This window comes from Phytohabitans kaempferiae (genome assembly GCF_042433955.1).
Taxonomy (GTDB): Bacteria; Actinomycetota; Actinomycetes; order Mycobacteriales; family Micromonosporaceae; genus Phytohabitans; species Phytohabitans kaempferiae.
On the sequence record NZ_JBHLUH010000077.1, the window covers coordinates 35,438 to 51,361 of the forward strand.

Consider the following 15,924-nt stretch of genomic DNA (forward strand, 5'->3'; position numbering starts at 1 on the left):
ACCGCCGGTCCGCGCTACTGGCCGCGCTGGCGTGGGCCCCACCAGGGCAGCAGCGGCGGCAGCTCGGCAAGCGCGCGGGTCGGCCGCTTCGGCACCGGTGACGTGCCATCGTCGGTGTCCCAGCGGCGGCCGTACTGGTCGGGAAGGTCGCCCCAGCCGAAGTACGGCATCGGCTCGGTCGGTAGCTCCAGCAGCCCGAGCACGTCGATCGGGTCGATGCGCTCGGCGGCCACAGTGCACAGGTGCGACCAGTCGTCGCCGAAGTCGAACACAAAGGCGAACTGCTCGCCCGCCACCAGCCGGCTCAGCTTGGCCTTCTCGCTGTCCACGCTGCCCTCCGGCGCCTCGCCGTCCCACAGGTCCAGCGGGGTGATCTGAGTGCCGTCGGCGACGGTGAACGAGTGCATGTGCGCCAGGTCCCAGCGGGCGAAGCACACATTGATCGCGTCGGCGAGCTGCCCGAACGAGTGCGACCTGGCCGCCGCGAAGACGCGACCAGGACGCGGCCAGAACTCCTCGCCACGGCCGGAGACCAGCTCCACCCGGATCGACAGCCATGTACGGGCCATGTGCTCGCACTCCTCATCCCAGCGCTGGATGCGACGCAGCACAGGCTACGCAACACCACGACCACAGCCCGAGGCGGAAGCGGAAGTGCGCTGCCCGTAGCACTCCCGTCAACCCCAGCCTGCTGGTCACACCCCGTCCCGGTGAGGCCCGCCCGCGCTAGGGGCAGCGCTGTCGCCCACCCCAGCGGCGGACGCTACGGCCAAGGACCTAGCCGTAGAGCGGGGAGGAACCGTGATGAGTACGCGCGTGCCGACGCCGGACGAGATCCGGGCGTGGCCGGTCACTGTGGACGTCCCGACCGCGGGACGCGCCTTCGGTGTCGGGCGGGACGAGTCCTACCGCCTGGCCCGCGAGGGCCGCTTTCCCGTCCCGGTGCTGCGTCTCGGCCGCTACCTGCGCGTCACTCGCGCCTCCGTGCTCGCCGCCCTTGGGGTCGACGAACCTTCGGGCCCATGTGATATACCACTCCACCTCTGTCGCTACTTACGCTATATTGATGGGAGGCGATAGCGAGAGGAGCCACATTGGGGCCGGTACACCAAACGCACACGGACCCCCACGGGCATGAGTGGCGGGTTACGGTGCACTGGGCGACGGTCGACGGAGCGGCGAAGCCGGTCGGCTTGGAGCTGCGTGCGGCGAAGGACGGCGTCCTCACCGCGGCCGTGATCCGCTCCCTTCGCATCGGTGAGTTCATCGAAGCCTCACGACCATCCACCACTTGGACCGCGCCACGAGCGCAGACCCCGCCACGGCCGACCGGCCCAGGGCGACCGGCCGAGCGGGGCGACGACTTTATCGCCGAGGTCGCCGCCCTCTACCGGGAAGCCAAGGCCAAGGGCGGCCTGCCCGCCCGCAAACCCTGGCGGTACGTCGCCGAGCAGCTCCAAGCCCAAGGTGTCGACGCCACTGACGGCCAGCTCAGGAACTGGTCCCACCGCGCCAAGAACCTCGGCCTCCTACCGAGAGAGCCGAGGACACCACGAGAGGAGAAGAAGTGAACAGACCCTACGTCTACCGGGGACGCAAAATCCCCGGCATCTACCAGCGCTGCACCGCCAAATGCGGCCCGGACAAGTGCGCGCAGCACCGCTGGCAGTACGAGATCGAGCTGCCTCCCGGGCCCGACGGCACTCGCCAGCGCGACGTCAAAGGCGGCTTCGAGACCGCCAGGGAAGCACTCGACGCCCGCGCCGAGGTGCTGCGCGAGTTCAAGGCCGGCAACCGCCCGCTCGACCCGAAGCTGACCCTCGGCGAGTGGCTGCCCAAGTGGCTGGCCGCCCGCGTCGAGCGCGGCGAGCTGCGCGACGGCACAGTCGAGGACTACCAGGACAGCATCACCCGCTTCCTCATCCCCCGCCTCGGCCACATGAAGCTCGTCGAGCTACGCGCGGCGCACATCACCGCCGCCTACGACGCGATGCGCCGCGACCGGGTCGCCGAGATCAAGGCCGCCGAGGAGATCAACGCCCAGCGGCGGGCCGAGGCCCAAGCGAAGAACAAGGTGAAGCACTCCGGTCGGCCCCGAGTGCCGCGCCTGGTGCGGGTGCCGAGGACGCTGGGGCCGCACACGATGCGGCGGATCCACAACACGCTGTCCGGGGCGCTCAAGAGCGCGACCCGCGCCGGCCTCATCCCCCGCAATCCCGCGCCGGACGCCGAGCTACCCAAGGTGGTCATGCCCAAGGTCAAGGTGTGGACGGCCGAGCAGCTCGGCACCTTCCTCGACGCGATCGAGGGCCAGCGGTTGTACCCGCTCTATCACCTGGCCGCGTTCGCCGGCATGCGCCGCGGTGAGCTGTGCGGCATCTCGTGGGACGACGTCGACCTCGACCACGGCCGCATCGTCGTCGCCTGGCAGATCACCGACAAGAGCTACCGCAACGCCCGCCGAGCCGAGAAGGAAGGCAAGCGCGGCCGCTACCGCAGCAAGCCAAAGACCCGCGCCGGCGAAGACAGGATCGTCGACCTGGACGACGTCTCGGTGAACGTCCTGCGCGAGTGGCGGGAGACCCAGGACCGGGAACGGCGCGAGTGGGGCAAGGCATACGCGACGCCTCCGGACGAAGGCGGCCCACTGGTCTTCACCCGCGAAGACGGACGCCCGCTCGACCCGAAGGTCACTCACCTCAAGTTCGTCCGGCTGGTCAAGGAGGCCGGGCTCTCGCACCTCAAGCTCCACGGTCTCCGGCACATGAACATCTCGCTCCAGCTCGAAGCCGGCGTCTCCGAGACCATCATCGCCATGCGGGTCGGGCACACCTCGCCCGAACTCATCCGCTCGACCTACGGCCACCTCATCGGCACAATCGGCAAGAGGGCCGCCGAAGCGACCGCCGCCCTCATCCCACTAAAGAGGAAGGCCGAGGAACCCAAGATCAAGAAGGCTAGCTGAAGATCCCCCACAAATCCCCAACAATCAGCCCCGAACATCCAACTTGGTAGATCCGACTGATCGTTGATCAGGGCGTTGAGCTGCTGAAACCTTGGAGCGGGTGACGGGAATCGAACCCGCACTGTCAGCTTGGGAAGCTGATGTTCTGCCATTGAACTACACCCGCAAGCGGAGACCACTGTACCTGGTCGGTCAACGATGGCGCACGCACCTCAGCAAACCCACCCGCACCCTCGCGCATCACGCAAGCCATCCACTCTCACCTATTTTCAAGTCGGTCGATCGGATGTAGCGTGCCTCCTACGTTCGTACGAGCTGGGAGGAGCGGTGATGCGGGCATGGCGATCAGCCGGTGCCATCGTCGCGGCGCTGGCACTCGTCGGCGCGCCCGCGCCGTCGTCGCGCGCCACCACGGCGGATGAGTGCCTCGACCCAGGGCCGAACACGGCCCAGGCGCCCTCCGACGTCGACCCGGCACTCAGCCGACCCGACATCACCCCAGGACTCAGCCCGGCCCAGGCGCGGCCAGACGTCGACCACACGCTCAGCGCGGCCCGGGCGCGGCCGGGTCCGCAGGCCGCCGCGGGGCTGCACGATCCCAACCACCTCACCGCCGACCAGGTCCAGGAGCTGCAGCGCCTCACCGAGCAGGCGCTCGCGCGAAGAGGCTTGGCGGGCAGGCCGCGGACCATGGCGACGGTCACGATCCCGGTCATCGTGCACCTGATATCCGCGGACGCCACGCGTGAAGGGGGCAACATCCCCGACTCGATGGTCACGGCGCAGATCGACGTGCTGAACGCGGCCTACGGAGCGGTGACCGAGTTTGCCTTCGAGCTGGTGCGGATCGACCGGGTCGTCAACCCCGCCTGGTATCCGATCATCTACCAGTCGGCGGCCGAGCGGGAGATGAAGGCGGCGCTGCGGGTCGGCGGCATGGAGACGCTCAACATCTACGTCGCCGACCTCAGCGACAGCCTCCTCGGCTGGGCGACCTACCCCCAGCCGGCCCTGGATGCCAGCGACGGCGTCGTCATCCTCGGCGAGTCGCTGCCGGGCGGGACGTCACTCCCTTACAACGAGGGCGACACCGCTGTGCACGAGGTGGGGCACTGGCTCAACCTCTTCCACACCTTCCAGAACGGCTGCACAGAAGACGGCGACCTCGTCGACGACACGCCCGCCGAGGCATCCCAGGCACGCGGCTGCCCCGAAGGGCGGGACACGTGCACGGAGGACCCCGGCGAGGACCCTATCCACAACTACATGGACTACAGCACGGACGCCTGCATGTACGAGTTCACACCCGACCAGGCGTCGCGCATGCTGAGTGGCTGGGACGCATTTCGTGCACCATAGTGCGCGCGGGCTCGGCTGAGGGCTCGGCCGACGCCGCGGACGGGTCGAGCCACACCTGCACAGCGGGCCGGGCGGGCGGCTCGACCGCGAAGGGCGTGGCGCCGTTGCAGCCGTGGCGGGCGACCATCGCGACGTCGACCGAAAACTCGAACAGCCGCCAGTCGACCTGTGGCGCCGCCCGGAGGTGGCCGGCCAGGCGGGCGACCTTGGCGCGGTCGGTGACCACGGTCGCGCGGCCGGCGAGGTAGGCCTCGTCGTCGCTGTCTTCCGGCGGAAACGAGTGCAGCGCGTATCGCCCGTCGCGCTCGAGGTCACGCCGCTTGGGCGAGTCGACGACGAAGCAGTAGAGCCCGTCGTCTGTGATCACCGGCGAAACCGGATGCACCCGCGGGCCCCCGTCGGCGCGCACGGTCGCCAGGTAGCCCAGACCAGGGCCGTACTGCTGCATGAGGGCGCGGACAGCCTCCGCCAGGCGGGGCTCGTCGGCGCGGAAGTCGGACCAGGATGCCATGGCAGCATTCTATCGAACATACGTTCGACCGTGGTGGGAATCCCCTATGGTGTGTTGATGCTGCTCTCCGACCGTGACCTCGTCATCGAGATCAAGGCGGGCAACCTGGCGCTCGACCCGTTCGAGCCGGCGCTGGTCCAGCCGTCGAGCATCGACGTGCGGCTCGACCGGCTCTTCCGCGTGTTCAACAACCACCTGTACACGCACATCGACCCGTCAGTGCAGCAGGACGAGCTCACCTCGCAGGTCGAGGTGCCGAGCGGCGAGCCGTTCGTGCTGCATCCCGGCGAGTTCGTGCTGGCCTCGACGCTGGAGGTCATCTCCCTCGGCGAGCAACTCGCCGGCCGGCTGGAGGGGAAGTCGAGCCTGGGGCGGCTGGGGTTGCTCACGCACTCGACCGCGGGCTTCATCGACCCCGGCTTCAGCGGCCACGTGACGCTCGAGCTGTCCAACGTGGCCAACCTGCCGATCACGCTCTGGCCGGGCATGAAGATCGGCCAGCTCTGCATCTTCCGGCTCTCGTCGCCGGCCGAGCATCCATACGGCTCGACCGTCTACGGCTCGCGCTACCAGGGCCAGCGCGGCCCGACCCCGAGCCGCGCGTGGAAGAACTGGCGCACCTGGCCGACCTCGCGATAACGACAGCGCCTGAGCCCACCAGCGGCAGGAAACGCCCTCCCACCCCGGATGGATGGGAGGGCATCTCCTTTTACTGGCCGGTGCGGGTCGCGTGACGGGGGAAACACGCGACAGGCGCGGCCACGGGGGGCGGGTAACGCTTATCCGGGTCGTCCATAGCTGTGGATCGGCGCGGCGTTGATCGTGCGCATCTTGATCGGCACGCCCGGCTTGGACGCGTCGACGATGTAGCCACCGCCGACATAGATGCCGACATGATGCAGGTCGCTGTAGTAGAAGACGAGATCGCCGACCTTGAGGTTGCTCCGGCTCACCGACGGCACCGAGTTGCGCTGGCGGGCCGCGTTGTGGGGCAGGCCGACGCCCGCCGCGCTCCAGGCCTTCATCGTGAGGCCGGAGCAGTCGTACGAGTTGGGGCCCTCGGAGCCGAACACGTACGACTTGCCGATCTGGGCGCAGGCGAACTTGGCCGCCTTGGTGCCGGCGCTGCCGTCGTACGAGACCGGGCAGGCGGCCGGGCGCAGTGCACCGACGCCACCGCCCGCGCCGTACGCGTCGAGGCGCATCTTCTCGAGCTTGGTGATCTCGGTGTCGATCTGCTTCTTCTTCGCCGCCAGCTGTGCCTCTTCCTCGGTCAGCTGCCCGACGAGCACATCCAGCGGCTCCTTCTGCGCGGCGTAGCGCTCGCGAAGCTCGACCACCTGCTGGATGTCCGCCTGCGAGCGGCGGGCGAAGACGTCGAGTATCTCCAGCTGGTTGGCGAACGTCGTGGGCGACCCAGTGGTGAGGATCGCGTTGAGCGCGGAGAAGTTGCCGCCCTTGTACTGCTCGGCCGCGTACTCCCCGACCTTCGCCATCGCGAGGTCGATCTGCAGTTGGAGGGGGGCGATCTTCTTGGCGAGCGCCTGCGCCTTCTCCCGCTTCACCGCGAGGTCCTGCCGCGTCGCGTTGTGCTTCTCGGCGATCGGCTCGAGCTTGACCCACGCCTCGTCGATCTGCTTTTCGATCTCGGCAGGTGTCGGCTGGGCGCGTGCCACAGTGCCGGTGGAAAGCACGGTCGCGATGGCGACGAGAGCGGTGATTACGGTGCGACGCGCGGCATAGCGTGCCACCGGAGCCGTTACTCCTTCTCCCTGGGCCGCCTACCGGGTTAGCTGACGGGTTCGGGCGGGAGAGCGCGCCCTACCGCTTATCGCGGATTCACCCCGAGGTGCTTGGGTCCCCGGCTCGTTTCACTCCGACTCGGCGGGCTGAGCCGTGGTCTCCCACGCTGGGAGGCCGACCTCCGGCTCAACGATCCCCAAGGGTAGGAGCGGCGCATTCGCCCGCGCAAGCGCTGTGGACAACCCTTTCGTTGCGTATACCAACCGGTAGCGCCGCGTGTATCGAAACGGTCCCGGTCAATGGCCGGGAACACATCGCAGAGGTTGGCCCTCCACCGATTCGAACGGTTCGGAGTTCACAGTGGACACACTTAGTGGCACTCCGATCGCTCCCCGTCGCACGATCGACAACTCACGGGCCCACCGGCGCGTCATGTGCATTCTGTGCAAGAGTGCTCGATTGTGGAGATTCGCGGCTAGACGGACATCTCCTCGCGGGAGGATGAAGCTTTTTTGCAAGCACGCCACATCTCGCGCAATCTATTGACGCCTATCGGCGGGCGGGCCAGGGTGAGCCCATCCCCCGAACGGAGGTCCTGATGCACAACCTGACAGCGCGCATCGCCCTCACTACCGTGGTGGTCGGGGCGGCGACCCTCGTGCCGGCCACCTCTGTCCCCGCGTCCAGCCCTGCCGGCGGCGACACCAGGCAGCGGGAGTACGCGGCCGCCGCCACCGAGTACGGCGTGCCGGAAAGCGTCCTGCTCGGCGTCTCCTACCTGGAGTCGCGCTGGGACGCCAACGCCGGCACGCCGAGCACCAGCGGCGGCTACGGCCCGATGCACCTCACCGACGCCGAACACGTCGTGTCACTGCCCGGCGGCAACCACCACGACCACGACGGGGAGGACCCGCGCGGCGACGACAGCCGCCCGGCCCGCGAGGTCGACTCCGGTCGCATGCCGGCACCGGCTCCGGAGGCGCTGCGGACGCTCGACCGCGCCGCGGCGATCACCGGCGCCTCCGCGGAAGCCCTGCGCACCGCCCCCGAGGCGAACATCGCCGGCGGGGCGGCACTCCTCGCTTCGTACCAGGAAAGCATTGGTGGACCGGTGGGGAGCGCGAGCGACCCCGCGGCCTGGTATGGCGCGGTGGCCAGGTACAGCGGCGCGGACAGCGCCGACGCCGCGGCGGCCTTCGCCGACGAGGTCTTCGCGACGATCCAGGCCGGCGCGAGCCGGGTGACCGACGACGGGCACCGCGTGACGCTGGCCGCGCGCGACGTGCGCCCCGCCCGCAGTTGGCTGGCCAAGCTGGGCCTGCGCGAGCTGGCCCGCCCCGACGGCCTAGAGTGCCCCACCGACATCTCGTGCGAGTGGATCCCCGCGCCCTACCAGGACTTGGGCGGCAGCGATTACGGCAACCACGACAAGGGCAACCGGCCGCAGCAGCAGAAGATCGAGTACATCGTCATCCACGACACCGAGGGCTACTTCCAGCCGTCGGTCAACCTCGTGCTCGACCCCACGTACGTGAGCTGGCACTACACGCTCCGCTCGGTCGACGGCCACATCGCCCAGCACGTCAAGGCCAAGGACGTCGGCTGGCACGCCGGCAACTGGTACGTCAACGCGAAGGCGATCGGCCTCGAGCACGAGGGCTTCGCGGCGCAGGGCACGTGGTACACGGAGGCGATGTACCGCACGTCGGCCAAGCTGGTGCGGCACCTCGCGCTGCGGCTGGGCATCCCGCTCGACCGCAACCACATCATCGGCCACGACAACGTGCCCGGCACCGTCCCCTCGACCGTGCGGGGGATGCACTGGGACCCGGGCCCGTACTGGGACTGGGCGCACTACTTCGACCTGCTCAAGGCCCCCTTCCGCACGACGGGATGGCCGGGGAGCGGGCTGGTGACGATCGACCCGGACTTCGCGACCAACAAGCCGGCCTTCGTGGGGTGCGGTGGCGACCCGATCGCGCCCTGCCCGCCGCGCGGCTCGTCGGCGGTCGTCCTGCACACCGCGCCGGACGCCACCGCGCCGCTGGTCAGGGACATCGGGCTCCGCCCCGGCGGCGAGAACGCCACGATGCACGTCTCCGACCACGGGGCGCGGGCCTCGGCCGGGCAGACGTACGCGGTGGCCGACCGCCAGGGCGACTGGACGGCGATCTGGTACCTCGGGCAGAAGGCGTGGTTTCACAACCCCCGCTCGGCCCCCACGGCCAAGTGGGCCACCGGCCTCGTGGTGACGCCCAAGGCGGGGAGGGCGACGATCCCGGTGTACGGGCGTGCCTACCCCGAGGAGGCAGCCTACCCGGAGGGCGTGCCCTACCAGGCGATCACGCCCTTGCAGTACACGCTCTCGGCTGGGCAGCGTTACGTGGTCGGAAACGTGCTGCCGAGCGAGTACTACCGGGCGGTGACCTTCGACGGCTCGTCACCGGGCGACTGGACAGTCATCCGGGGCGACAAGAGGTACATCCAGGTCCAGTTTGGACACCGCGTCATGTTCGTCGACCTGGCGGACGTGGACATACGCGCCTCCTTCCTCTGACCCACCTTCAAAACCTGGATTTGGGCTACCGCGATGCCCGTCGTGGTCAAGACCGCTGCGCGGGTCCCCGGGGAGACGTGGAGCGCAGCGGAGCGTCTCTGGGGGTGCTTTCCCGCAGCCTCACCCTCCGCGGTGCGTTGGGCCCTGACGCGGGGCTCGCACTGGCGGTCCGGACCATGACGGGCATCGCGCAGCTCAACGGCTGGTGGCGGCCCGAGGGCCGACCACCGCGGTCAGCACGTCGTCCAGCGTCACCACCCCGAGCGCGGCGCGGCCGTCGCTGACCAGCACCATGTGCCGCCGCTCGCGGCGCATGGCGAGCAGCAGCTCGGCCAGCGTCCGCTCGGGCGGCACCACGGCGAGCGGGCGGACGATCTCCTGGGGCACGGGGGCGGTGCGCCGCCGTCCCTCGTATCCCAGGACGTCTTTGACGTGCACGAAGCCGAGCACTCGCCGGGTCGCCCCGTGTACCACCGGAAAGCGCGACCGGCCGGTACGCGTGGCGAGCACCTCCAGCGACGCCGCCGATACGTCCTCGGAGACGGTGGTGACCTGCGCCCAGGGGCGGAGCGCGTCGCCCGCCGTACGCTGGCCGAGCGCGAGCGCGCCGGTGATCCGGGCGTGTTTCTCGGCGTCGAGCAGGCCCTCCGTGCGCGCCTGCGACACCAGCCCGGCCAGCTCCTCGGCGGTGAAGACGGTCTTGACCGCGTCGGTCGCCTCGATCCGCCAGATCCGCAGCACGTTGCGCGAGGCCCACTTCATCGCGAGCAGCAGCGGCTTGGTGACCAGGCAGAACACCAGCATCGCCGGGCCCAGCCACAGCGCGGAGCGCTCCGGGCCGGCGAGGGTGATGTTCTTGGGCACCATCTCGCCGATCACGGTGTGCAGGAAGACAACGACGCCCAGCGCGAGCACGAACGCCACCGGATGCAGCGCGCTGTCTGGCACGCCCAGCGAGTGGAACGGCCCTTCGAGCAGGTGGGCCAGCGCCGGTTCGGAGATCGCGCCGAGCAGCAGCGCGCACAGCGTGATGCCGAGCTGGGCGCCCGCGATCATCAGCGGGATCTGGTTCATCGCGGAGAGCGCCCACCGCGCCCGCGCCGAGGTCTCCGCGAGCGGCTCGACCACCGTGCGGCGGGACGCGATCAGCGCGAACTCGCTGCCCACGAAGAACGCGTTGCCGAGCAGCAGCACGGCCGTGATCACGACGTTGGTCATGGGTGCGCCACCTCCGGCGCCAGTACGCGGACCTGCTCGATGCGGTGCCGGTCGACCTCAACGACCGTGAACGCCCAGCCCTGCTCCAGCACCGTCTCGCCGGCCATCGGGATGTGCCCCAGCCGCGACATGAGGAAGCCGGACAGCGTCTCGTACGGCCCCTCGGGCAGCCGGAAGCCGATCTGCTCGGCCACCTCGTCGCCGCGGAGCCGCCCTTCGACCTGGAAGGTGCGCTCGCCGCCCACCACCGTCAGCTCGGCCGGCACGGTGTCTTCGACCGCGGCCGGGTCGAACTCGTCGGCGATCTCCCCGACCAGCTCCTCGACCAGGTCTTCCACGGTCACGACGCCATCGGTGCCGCCGTACTCGTCGACTACGATCGCCAGGTCGGCGTCGGCCGCGCGGAGCGCTTCGAGCACACCGTCCAGGTTGAGGCTCTCCGGGACGTAGACCGGCTCGCGCGCCACCGCGGCCACCGTCGTGGTCGACCTTCTCGCCGGGGGTACGCCGAGCGCGTCGGGGACTCCGGCCACGCCGGTCACCAGGTCGAGCGTCTGCTCGTACACCGGAAAGCGGGTGCGCCCGGTCTCCTGGGCGGTGGCGATCAGCTCGGCCACGGTCGCGGTGCTCTTGAGCGCCACCACGTCGACGCGGGGCGTCATGGCCTCGGCGGCCCGCTTTTCGCCGAACCGGATCGTGCGCTGGAGCAGCCGCGCCGTCTCGGTGGGCAGCGCGCCGGCCCGCGCCGAGATGGCGGCCAGCAGCCCCAGCTCCTCCGGGGAACGCGCGTTTGCCAGCTCCTCCTGCGGCTCCACGCCGAGGCGGCGGACCAACCAGTTGGCCGCGTTGTTGAGGCCCCGGATCAGCCAGCCGAAGACCAGCGAGAAGCCGCGCATCGGACCGGCCGTCGAGAGGGCCACCGGCATCGGGCGGGCGAGGGCCGCGTTCTTGGGTACAAGCTCGCCGAAGAGCATCGACAGCAGCGTCGCGAGCACGAGCGCGAGGATCGGCGTGAGCGAGCTGGTGAAGTCGCCGGCGAGCGGGCGGATCGCCGGCGCGAAGAGTTTGGCCAGCGCGGGCTCGGCGAGATAGCCGGTCAGCAGCGCGGTGATCGTGATGCCCAGCTGCGCGCCGGAGAGCTGGAACGACAGCTCGTGCAGCGCCTTTCGCGCGGTGACGGCACGGCGGTCGCCCGCCTCGGCCCGCTGGCCGATCTCCGCCCGATCGACCGTGACGAGGGCGAACTCGGCTGCGACGAAGAAGGCATTGCCCGCTGTCAGGCCGGCGAAGCCGATCAGCGGAAGGATGGCGGTAAATAAGAGCCCGTCGATGGTCGGTTCACCTCGGCGGTGATTCTCCCACGTCAGCGCGTTATCGGGAGGACACGCGAATGGCCAGGATGCCGAGCACCACGCCCAGCACCGCGCCGATCGCGTTGTTGACCCAGTCGTAGCCGACGCACTCGCGACCGAGGTGCATGACCGACTGAGCGACCTCGATCGCGGCGGAGAGCAGTACACCCGCGCCGGCCACGAGTACCGGGCGGCGGCTGACGAGCAGCCCGAAGAAGGTCAGCGGTACGAACATCAGGATGTTGCCGACCCGCTCGCCCCGCTCGGTCGTCGCGACCACCGCGTGCCACAGCCCACCGGTGTCGGAGAGCGAGCGGAAGCACTGGTCGACGCCGTCGATGCCGGGCACCCCGATCAGCATGTGCGGGGCGGGCGGCAGCGTCAGCGTGAGGACCACCGCGAGGCTGAGCAGCAGGCCGAGTGTCGGCCAGGCCGGCCAGCCCCGCCCCCGCGCGACCCGCCGGTGCACCGCGAGGGCGATGGCCGCCAGCAGCACGAACGTCACCAACGGCCACGGTTGGGAGAGAAAGTCGATGGCCCAACCGCGCACCCGTGTTTTCTACCGGACCCGCGCCGGGCCCTGTGCCGGCAACCCGACAGCCGGGCCGGTTATGCGTCGGCCTTGACCGATCGGAGGAGTACGGTCGCCACGTCGACGACCTCCACCTGCTCGTTTGCTCCCTTGCCGGTCACACCGTCGTTGATCATCGTGTGGCAGAACGGGCAGCCGACCGCGATCGTGGTCGCACCGGTGGCCAGCGCCTCGTCGACCCGCTCGGTGTTGATGCGCTTGCCGATCCGCTCTTCCATCCACATGCGGGCACCACCGGCGCCACAGCAGAACGACCGCTCCTGGTTGCGCGGCATCTCGGTGACACCGTTGGCGGCGGCGCCGGCCAGCACCTCGCGTGGCGGCGTGAAGACGCGGTTGTGGCGGCCCAGGTAGCAGGGGTCGTGGAAGGTGACCGTGCCGTCCAGCGGCTGCACCGGCGTCAGCTTGCCGGCGCCGACCAGCTCGGCCAGGAGCTGCGTGTGGTGCACGACCTGCACGTTGTTCAGCCCGAGCTGGGGGTACTCGTTGGCGAGCGTGTTGAAGCAGTGCGGGCAGCTCGCGACGATCTTGGTGACCTTCGCCTCGGTGAGGGTCTCCACGTTCTGCTGGGCGAGCATCTGGAAGACGAACTCGTTGCCGATCCGCCGGGCCGGGTCGCCGGTGCAGGTCTCCCCCTCGCCGAGGATGGCGAAGTCGACCCCGGCCTCGTGCAGGAGCGTGGCCACGGCGCGGGCTGTCTTCTTGGCCCGGTCTTCGAACGCCGCCGCGCATCCGACCCAGTACAGGTACTCGAACTCGGTGTCGCCGTCGGCCCGCTTGATCTCGAAGTCGAGGCCCTTGGTCCAGTCTTCGCGCGTGTTGGGCGGGGCGCCCCACGGGTTGCCCTTGTTTTCCAGGTTGCGCAGCATGACGCCGGCCTCGGACGGGAACGACGACTCGATCAGCACCTGGTAGCGCCGCATGTCGACGATGTGGTCGACGTGCTCGATGTCGACCGGGCACTGCTCGACGCAGGCGCCGCAGGTGGTGCACGACCACAGCACGTCCGGGTCGATCACGCCCTGCTCGTCGGGGCCGCCGATGAGTGGCCGCTGCGCCTCGGCGAGGGCGAGCGCGTCGACCTTGGAGTGGTCGGCGCCGTCACCGCCAGCGAGCAGGTACGGCGCCTTCGCGTACGCGTGGTCGCGCAGCGAGAGGACCAGGAGCTTCGGCGACAAGGGCTTGCCGGTGTTCCAGGCGGGGCACTGGGACTGGCACCGGCCGCACTCGGTGCAGGTGGTGAAGTCGAGCAGGCCCTTCCAGGTGAACTGCTCGACCGTCGCGACGCCGAACTGGTCCTTTTCCGGGTCGGCCTCCTCGAAGTCGAGCGGCTTGCCGTTTGAGGTCATGGGGCGCAGGCCGCCGAGGCCCGAGCCGGCGGGGCGGTCGGGGTCGCGCTTGAAGAAGATGTTGAAGAACGCGGCGAACCGGTGCCACGCTACGCCCATGGTCACGTTTGTCGCGATGGTGATCAGCCAGGTCATCGACACGACGATCTTCACCGCGGCGACGATGGAGAGCCCCGCCTCGGAGTCGGGCAGGATGCCGCCGAGCGCGTGCGAGACGGGGGCGGCCCAGGTCGGCCACTCCATGTGACCGGTGGCCGCCTTGAAGCCGCGGATCACGAAGCCGCAGACCAGGACGGCGACGATCACCCACTCGACGAAGTAGCCCTGCCACATCGTCGAACCGGTGAAGCGGGAACGACCCTGCGGGCGGGTCGGCCGGTTGGCCAGCCGGATGCCGATGAGCACCAGGATGCCGGCCAGGCCGAAGACCCCGATCAGCTCGGTCGCCAGGCCGTAGACCGCCCAGCCGCCGATGATCGGGAGGCCGGCATTCGGGTCGACGACCTCGAAGTATGCCTCCAGCACCAGCAGCGACAGCACGATGAACGCGACCATCACGAACCAGTGCGCGGCTCCGACCACCGACCACTTCAGCATCCGCGTGTGGCCGACCGTCTCGGTAAGCATCTGCCTGGTGCGCGTGGCCTTGTCGCCGAAGCGCGTGGGATCCGGCTGCCCCAGCCGGATCACCGCCAGGATGCGCGACACCGCCCGGACGGCCAGCACGACCGCGACCACGGTGATCACGCCCGCCACGGCAGTGGTCAGGATCTGGACGGTGCCCATGTACGTGCCCTCCCAGAGGAGAAGGTGTGGCCTCGTCGCCACGAGGGCAGCGTACTGGTTCGGTTACCGAACGGTAACGTGACGTGAATAAAGTCGCAGCCCAGGCACCACCTTACGGGTTTGCCTCGGACTTGTGGATCACCGCCAGCGCGAGAGCAGGATCAGCGAGGCCACCATCGAGCCGAAGCCGACCGCGAGATTCCAGTAGCCCCAGGACGCGACGGGGTAGGCGGTCTCCGACAAGTAGTAGACGACGAGCCAACCGATGCCGGCGAAGATCAGCCCCACGGCTGTGATCGGCAGCCAGATCGGGCTCGGCTTCTTGGCGGCCTGAGCTGCCGACGGACGAACGTCGGTCGGCGGGGTGTAGACCTTCTTCTTCCGGACCTGCGACTTGGGCACGACGCTTACTCCTGTCGACACTTTGGTACATAGATTAGCGCCGCTGCACCCGGCCGTCAGCCGGGCGAGGCTCGCACCTACCGCTAGAGTAGTCAAGCCGGCGCGCGGAAGCACGAGGGGGCTGAGACGGGTGGAGTACACATCCGGTGTCACCTCTTGGCGCGTGGCGCTGCGCCGGGCCGCCGCAGGGCTGTTCTCCCGGCGCCCGAGGCGGGGGCGTTTCGGCTGGTCAGTGGGGGTTCCGCTGATCGCCGTGGCGGCTGGCCTGCTCTTCACCACCAGCGCCACCACCGCCAATGGCACCTCCCTGCGCGAGGATCGCCGTCCCCATCTCGCCCAGCTGATCGAAGACCGGCGGGAGCGGGTCGAGGAGAGCGACCGGCAGCGTGCGGCCCTGCTCAACGAGGTCGAGGCGCAGACGGAGGAGCTGGCCGGCACGGACGCGCCGATCGCCGAGCAGCGCAGCCGGGGCGACGCGAGCCGCCAGGACGCGGGCTTCACCGCGCTGCGCGGGCCGGGACTGACCGTTGAGCTAGATGATGCGCCCCGGTTGGGCGAGAGCCGTCCGGGCAACCCCAGCAACGATGACCTCGTTGTACACCAGAGCGACGTCCAGGCCGTGGTCAACGCGATGTGGTCCGGCGGCGCCGAGGCGATGTCGATCATGGGGGTCCGCGTGATCTCCACAAGCGCGGTTCGCTGCGTGGGCAACACCTTGCTGCTCCACGGGCGGGTCTACTCCCCGCCCTTCCGGATCACCGCGATCGGCGACCCGGCCAAGCTGCGGGGCGCCCTCGACGACTCCGATGGCGTGCAGCTGTTCCGTGACCTTGTCGACCACTTCGGCCTGGGCTACCGGGAGACCGTGGAAGGGAGCGTGACCGTGCCGGCATACGACGGTTCCAGCGCCCTCAGCGAGGTCGAGGTGCCGCGGTGAGTGTGCAGACCATGAGGCTCGGCAGCGGGCGCAGCGCGCGGCTCGCCAGCGCGCGTGAGCGGGCCGAGTGGCCCGGCAGCAGGCGCGGACGCCGGCCCGACGCGTGCGAGGAGCCGAAGTGAGCGCCGTCCGGTGAGCCGGCACCGCGCACCG

At 69.7% G+C, this 15,924-nt stretch carries 15 protein-coding genes, 1 tRNA gene and 1 riboswitch; of the genes, 7 read left to right on the forward strand and 9 right to left on the reverse strand.

What is annotated here, in order from left to right; translation table 11 throughout:
* Positions 1–14: 14 nt before the first annotated feature.
* A complete protein-coding gene (locus tag ACFFIA_RS34920) occupies positions 15–569 on the reverse strand; it encodes an IS1096 element passenger TnpR family protein (RefSeq protein ID WP_377259638.1) in 555 nt (184 codons plus the stop codon).
* Between the two features lie 582 nt (positions 570–1,151).
* On the opposite strand from ACFFIA_RS34920, the gene ACFFIA_RS34925 reads away from it, so the two are divergent.
* Together ACFFIA_RS34925 and ACFFIA_RS34930 are read left to right on the forward strand one after the other, a co-directional pair.
* On the forward strand, positions 1,152–1,571 hold the full coding sequence (locus ACFFIA_RS34925; RefSeq protein ID WP_377259641.1) for a hypothetical protein: 420 nt from the start codon (positions 1,152–1,154) through the stop codon (positions 1,569–1,571).
* Positions 1,568–2,965 carry a tyrosine-type recombinase/integrase gene (locus ACFFIA_RS34930; RefSeq protein WP_377259644.1) on the forward strand — a complete coding sequence of 466 codons (1,398 nt, stop codon included), beginning with the start codon at positions 1,568–1,570 and terminating at the stop codon, positions 2,963–2,965. The genes ACFFIA_RS34925 and ACFFIA_RS34930 overlap by 4 nt, the downstream gene beginning before the upstream one ends.
* 92 nt (positions 2,966–3,057) lie before the next feature.
* Here ACFFIA_RS34930 and ACFFIA_RS34935 read toward each other — a convergent pair.
* Positions 3,058–3,131 (reverse strand) — tRNA-Gly (locus ACFFIA_RS34935).
* Positions 3,132–3,295: 164 nt separating this feature from the next.
* On the opposite strand from ACFFIA_RS34935, the gene ACFFIA_RS34940 reads away from it, so the two are divergent.
* Positions 3,296–4,324, forward strand: coding sequence for a zinc metalloprotease (locus ACFFIA_RS34940; protein WP_377259647.1), 1,029 nt, complete (start codon positions 3,296–3,298; stop codon positions 4,322–4,324).
* Here the strand turns inward: ACFFIA_RS34940 and ACFFIA_RS34945 are convergent.
* Entirely contained in the window at positions 4,266–4,835 is a 570-nt protein-coding gene (locus ACFFIA_RS34945; RefSeq protein ID WP_377259650.1) for a pyridoxamine 5'-phosphate oxidase family protein, read from the reverse strand. The genes ACFFIA_RS34940 and ACFFIA_RS34945 overlap by 59 nt on opposite strands.
* A 57-nt stretch (positions 4,836–4,892) precedes the next feature.
* Here ACFFIA_RS34945 and dcd point away from each other — a divergent pair, with 57 nt between their 5' ends.
* Positions 4,893–5,474 (forward strand): dCTP deaminase, encoded by a 582-nt coding sequence (gene dcd, locus ACFFIA_RS34950; RefSeq protein WP_377259653.1) that lies wholly within the window; start codon positions 4,893–4,895, stop codon positions 5,472–5,474.
* A gap of 140 nt (positions 5,475–5,614) precedes the next feature.
* On the opposite strand, the gene ACFFIA_RS34955 is transcribed toward dcd, so the two are convergent.
* Entirely contained in the window at positions 5,615–6,586 is a 972-nt protein-coding gene (locus ACFFIA_RS34955; protein ID WP_377259656.1) for a C40 family peptidase, read from the reverse strand.
* A gap of 12 nt (positions 6,587–6,598) precedes the next feature.
* Positions 6,599–6,732, reverse strand: a riboswitch (cyclic di-AMP (ydaO/yuaA leader).
* Positions 6,733–7,176: 444 nt separating this feature from the next.
* On the opposite strand from ACFFIA_RS34955, the gene ACFFIA_RS34960 reads away from it, so the two are divergent.
* Complete coding sequence (locus ACFFIA_RS34960) at positions 7,177–9,135, forward strand: N-acetylmuramoyl-L-alanine amidase (RefSeq protein WP_377259658.1); 1,959 nt, start codon at positions 7,177–7,179, stop codon at positions 9,133–9,135.
* Positions 9,136–9,330: 195 nt separating this feature from the next.
* Here ACFFIA_RS34960 and ACFFIA_RS34965 read toward each other — a convergent pair whose 3' ends face one another.
* From ACFFIA_RS34965 to ACFFIA_RS34985, 5 genes are all read right to left on the reverse strand, one after another.
* Entirely contained in the window at positions 9,331–10,353 is a 1,023-nt protein-coding gene (locus ACFFIA_RS34965) for a hemolysin family protein (protein WP_377259661.1), read from the reverse strand.
* A complete protein-coding gene (locus tag ACFFIA_RS34970) occupies positions 10,350–11,684 on the reverse strand; it encodes a hemolysin family protein (RefSeq protein ID WP_377260281.1) in 1,335 nt (444 codons plus the stop codon). Before ACFFIA_RS34970 ends, ACFFIA_RS34965 begins: the two co-directional genes overlap by 4 nt.
* A gap of 40 nt (positions 11,685–11,724) precedes the next feature.
* Positions 11,725–12,255 carry a VanZ family protein gene (locus ACFFIA_RS34975; RefSeq protein WP_377259664.1) on the reverse strand — a complete coding sequence of 177 codons (531 nt, stop codon included), beginning with the start codon at positions 12,253–12,255 and terminating at the stop codon, positions 11,725–11,727.
* A gap of 59 nt (positions 12,256–12,314) precedes the next feature.
* The gene (locus ACFFIA_RS34980) at positions 12,315–14,432 is read right to left on the reverse strand and encodes a (Fe-S)-binding protein (protein WP_377260283.1); all 2,118 of its coding nucleotides are present in this window, start codon (positions 14,430–14,432) and stop codon (positions 12,315–12,317) included.
* Between the two features lie 138 nt (positions 14,433–14,570).
* Positions 14,571–14,834 carry a cell division protein CrgA gene (locus tag ACFFIA_RS34985; protein WP_377259667.1) on the reverse strand — a complete coding sequence of 88 codons (264 nt, stop codon included), beginning with the start codon at positions 14,832–14,834 and terminating at the stop codon, positions 14,571–14,573.
* Between the two features lie 130 nt (positions 14,835–14,964).
* Between ACFFIA_RS34985 and ACFFIA_RS34990 the strand changes: the two genes are divergently transcribed.
* Positions 14,965–15,771: a DUF881 domain-containing protein gene (locus ACFFIA_RS34990; protein ID WP_377259670.1), complete on the forward strand. Its 807-nt coding sequence runs from the start codon at positions 14,965–14,967 to the stop codon at positions 15,769–15,771.
* Positions 15,768–15,893 (forward strand): hypothetical protein, encoded by a 126-nt coding sequence (locus ACFFIA_RS34995; protein ID WP_377259673.1) that lies wholly within the window; start codon positions 15,768–15,770, stop codon positions 15,891–15,893. Before ACFFIA_RS34990 ends, ACFFIA_RS34995 begins: the two co-directional genes overlap by 4 nt.
* The last annotated feature ends 31 nt before the right edge of the window (positions 15,894–15,924 follow it).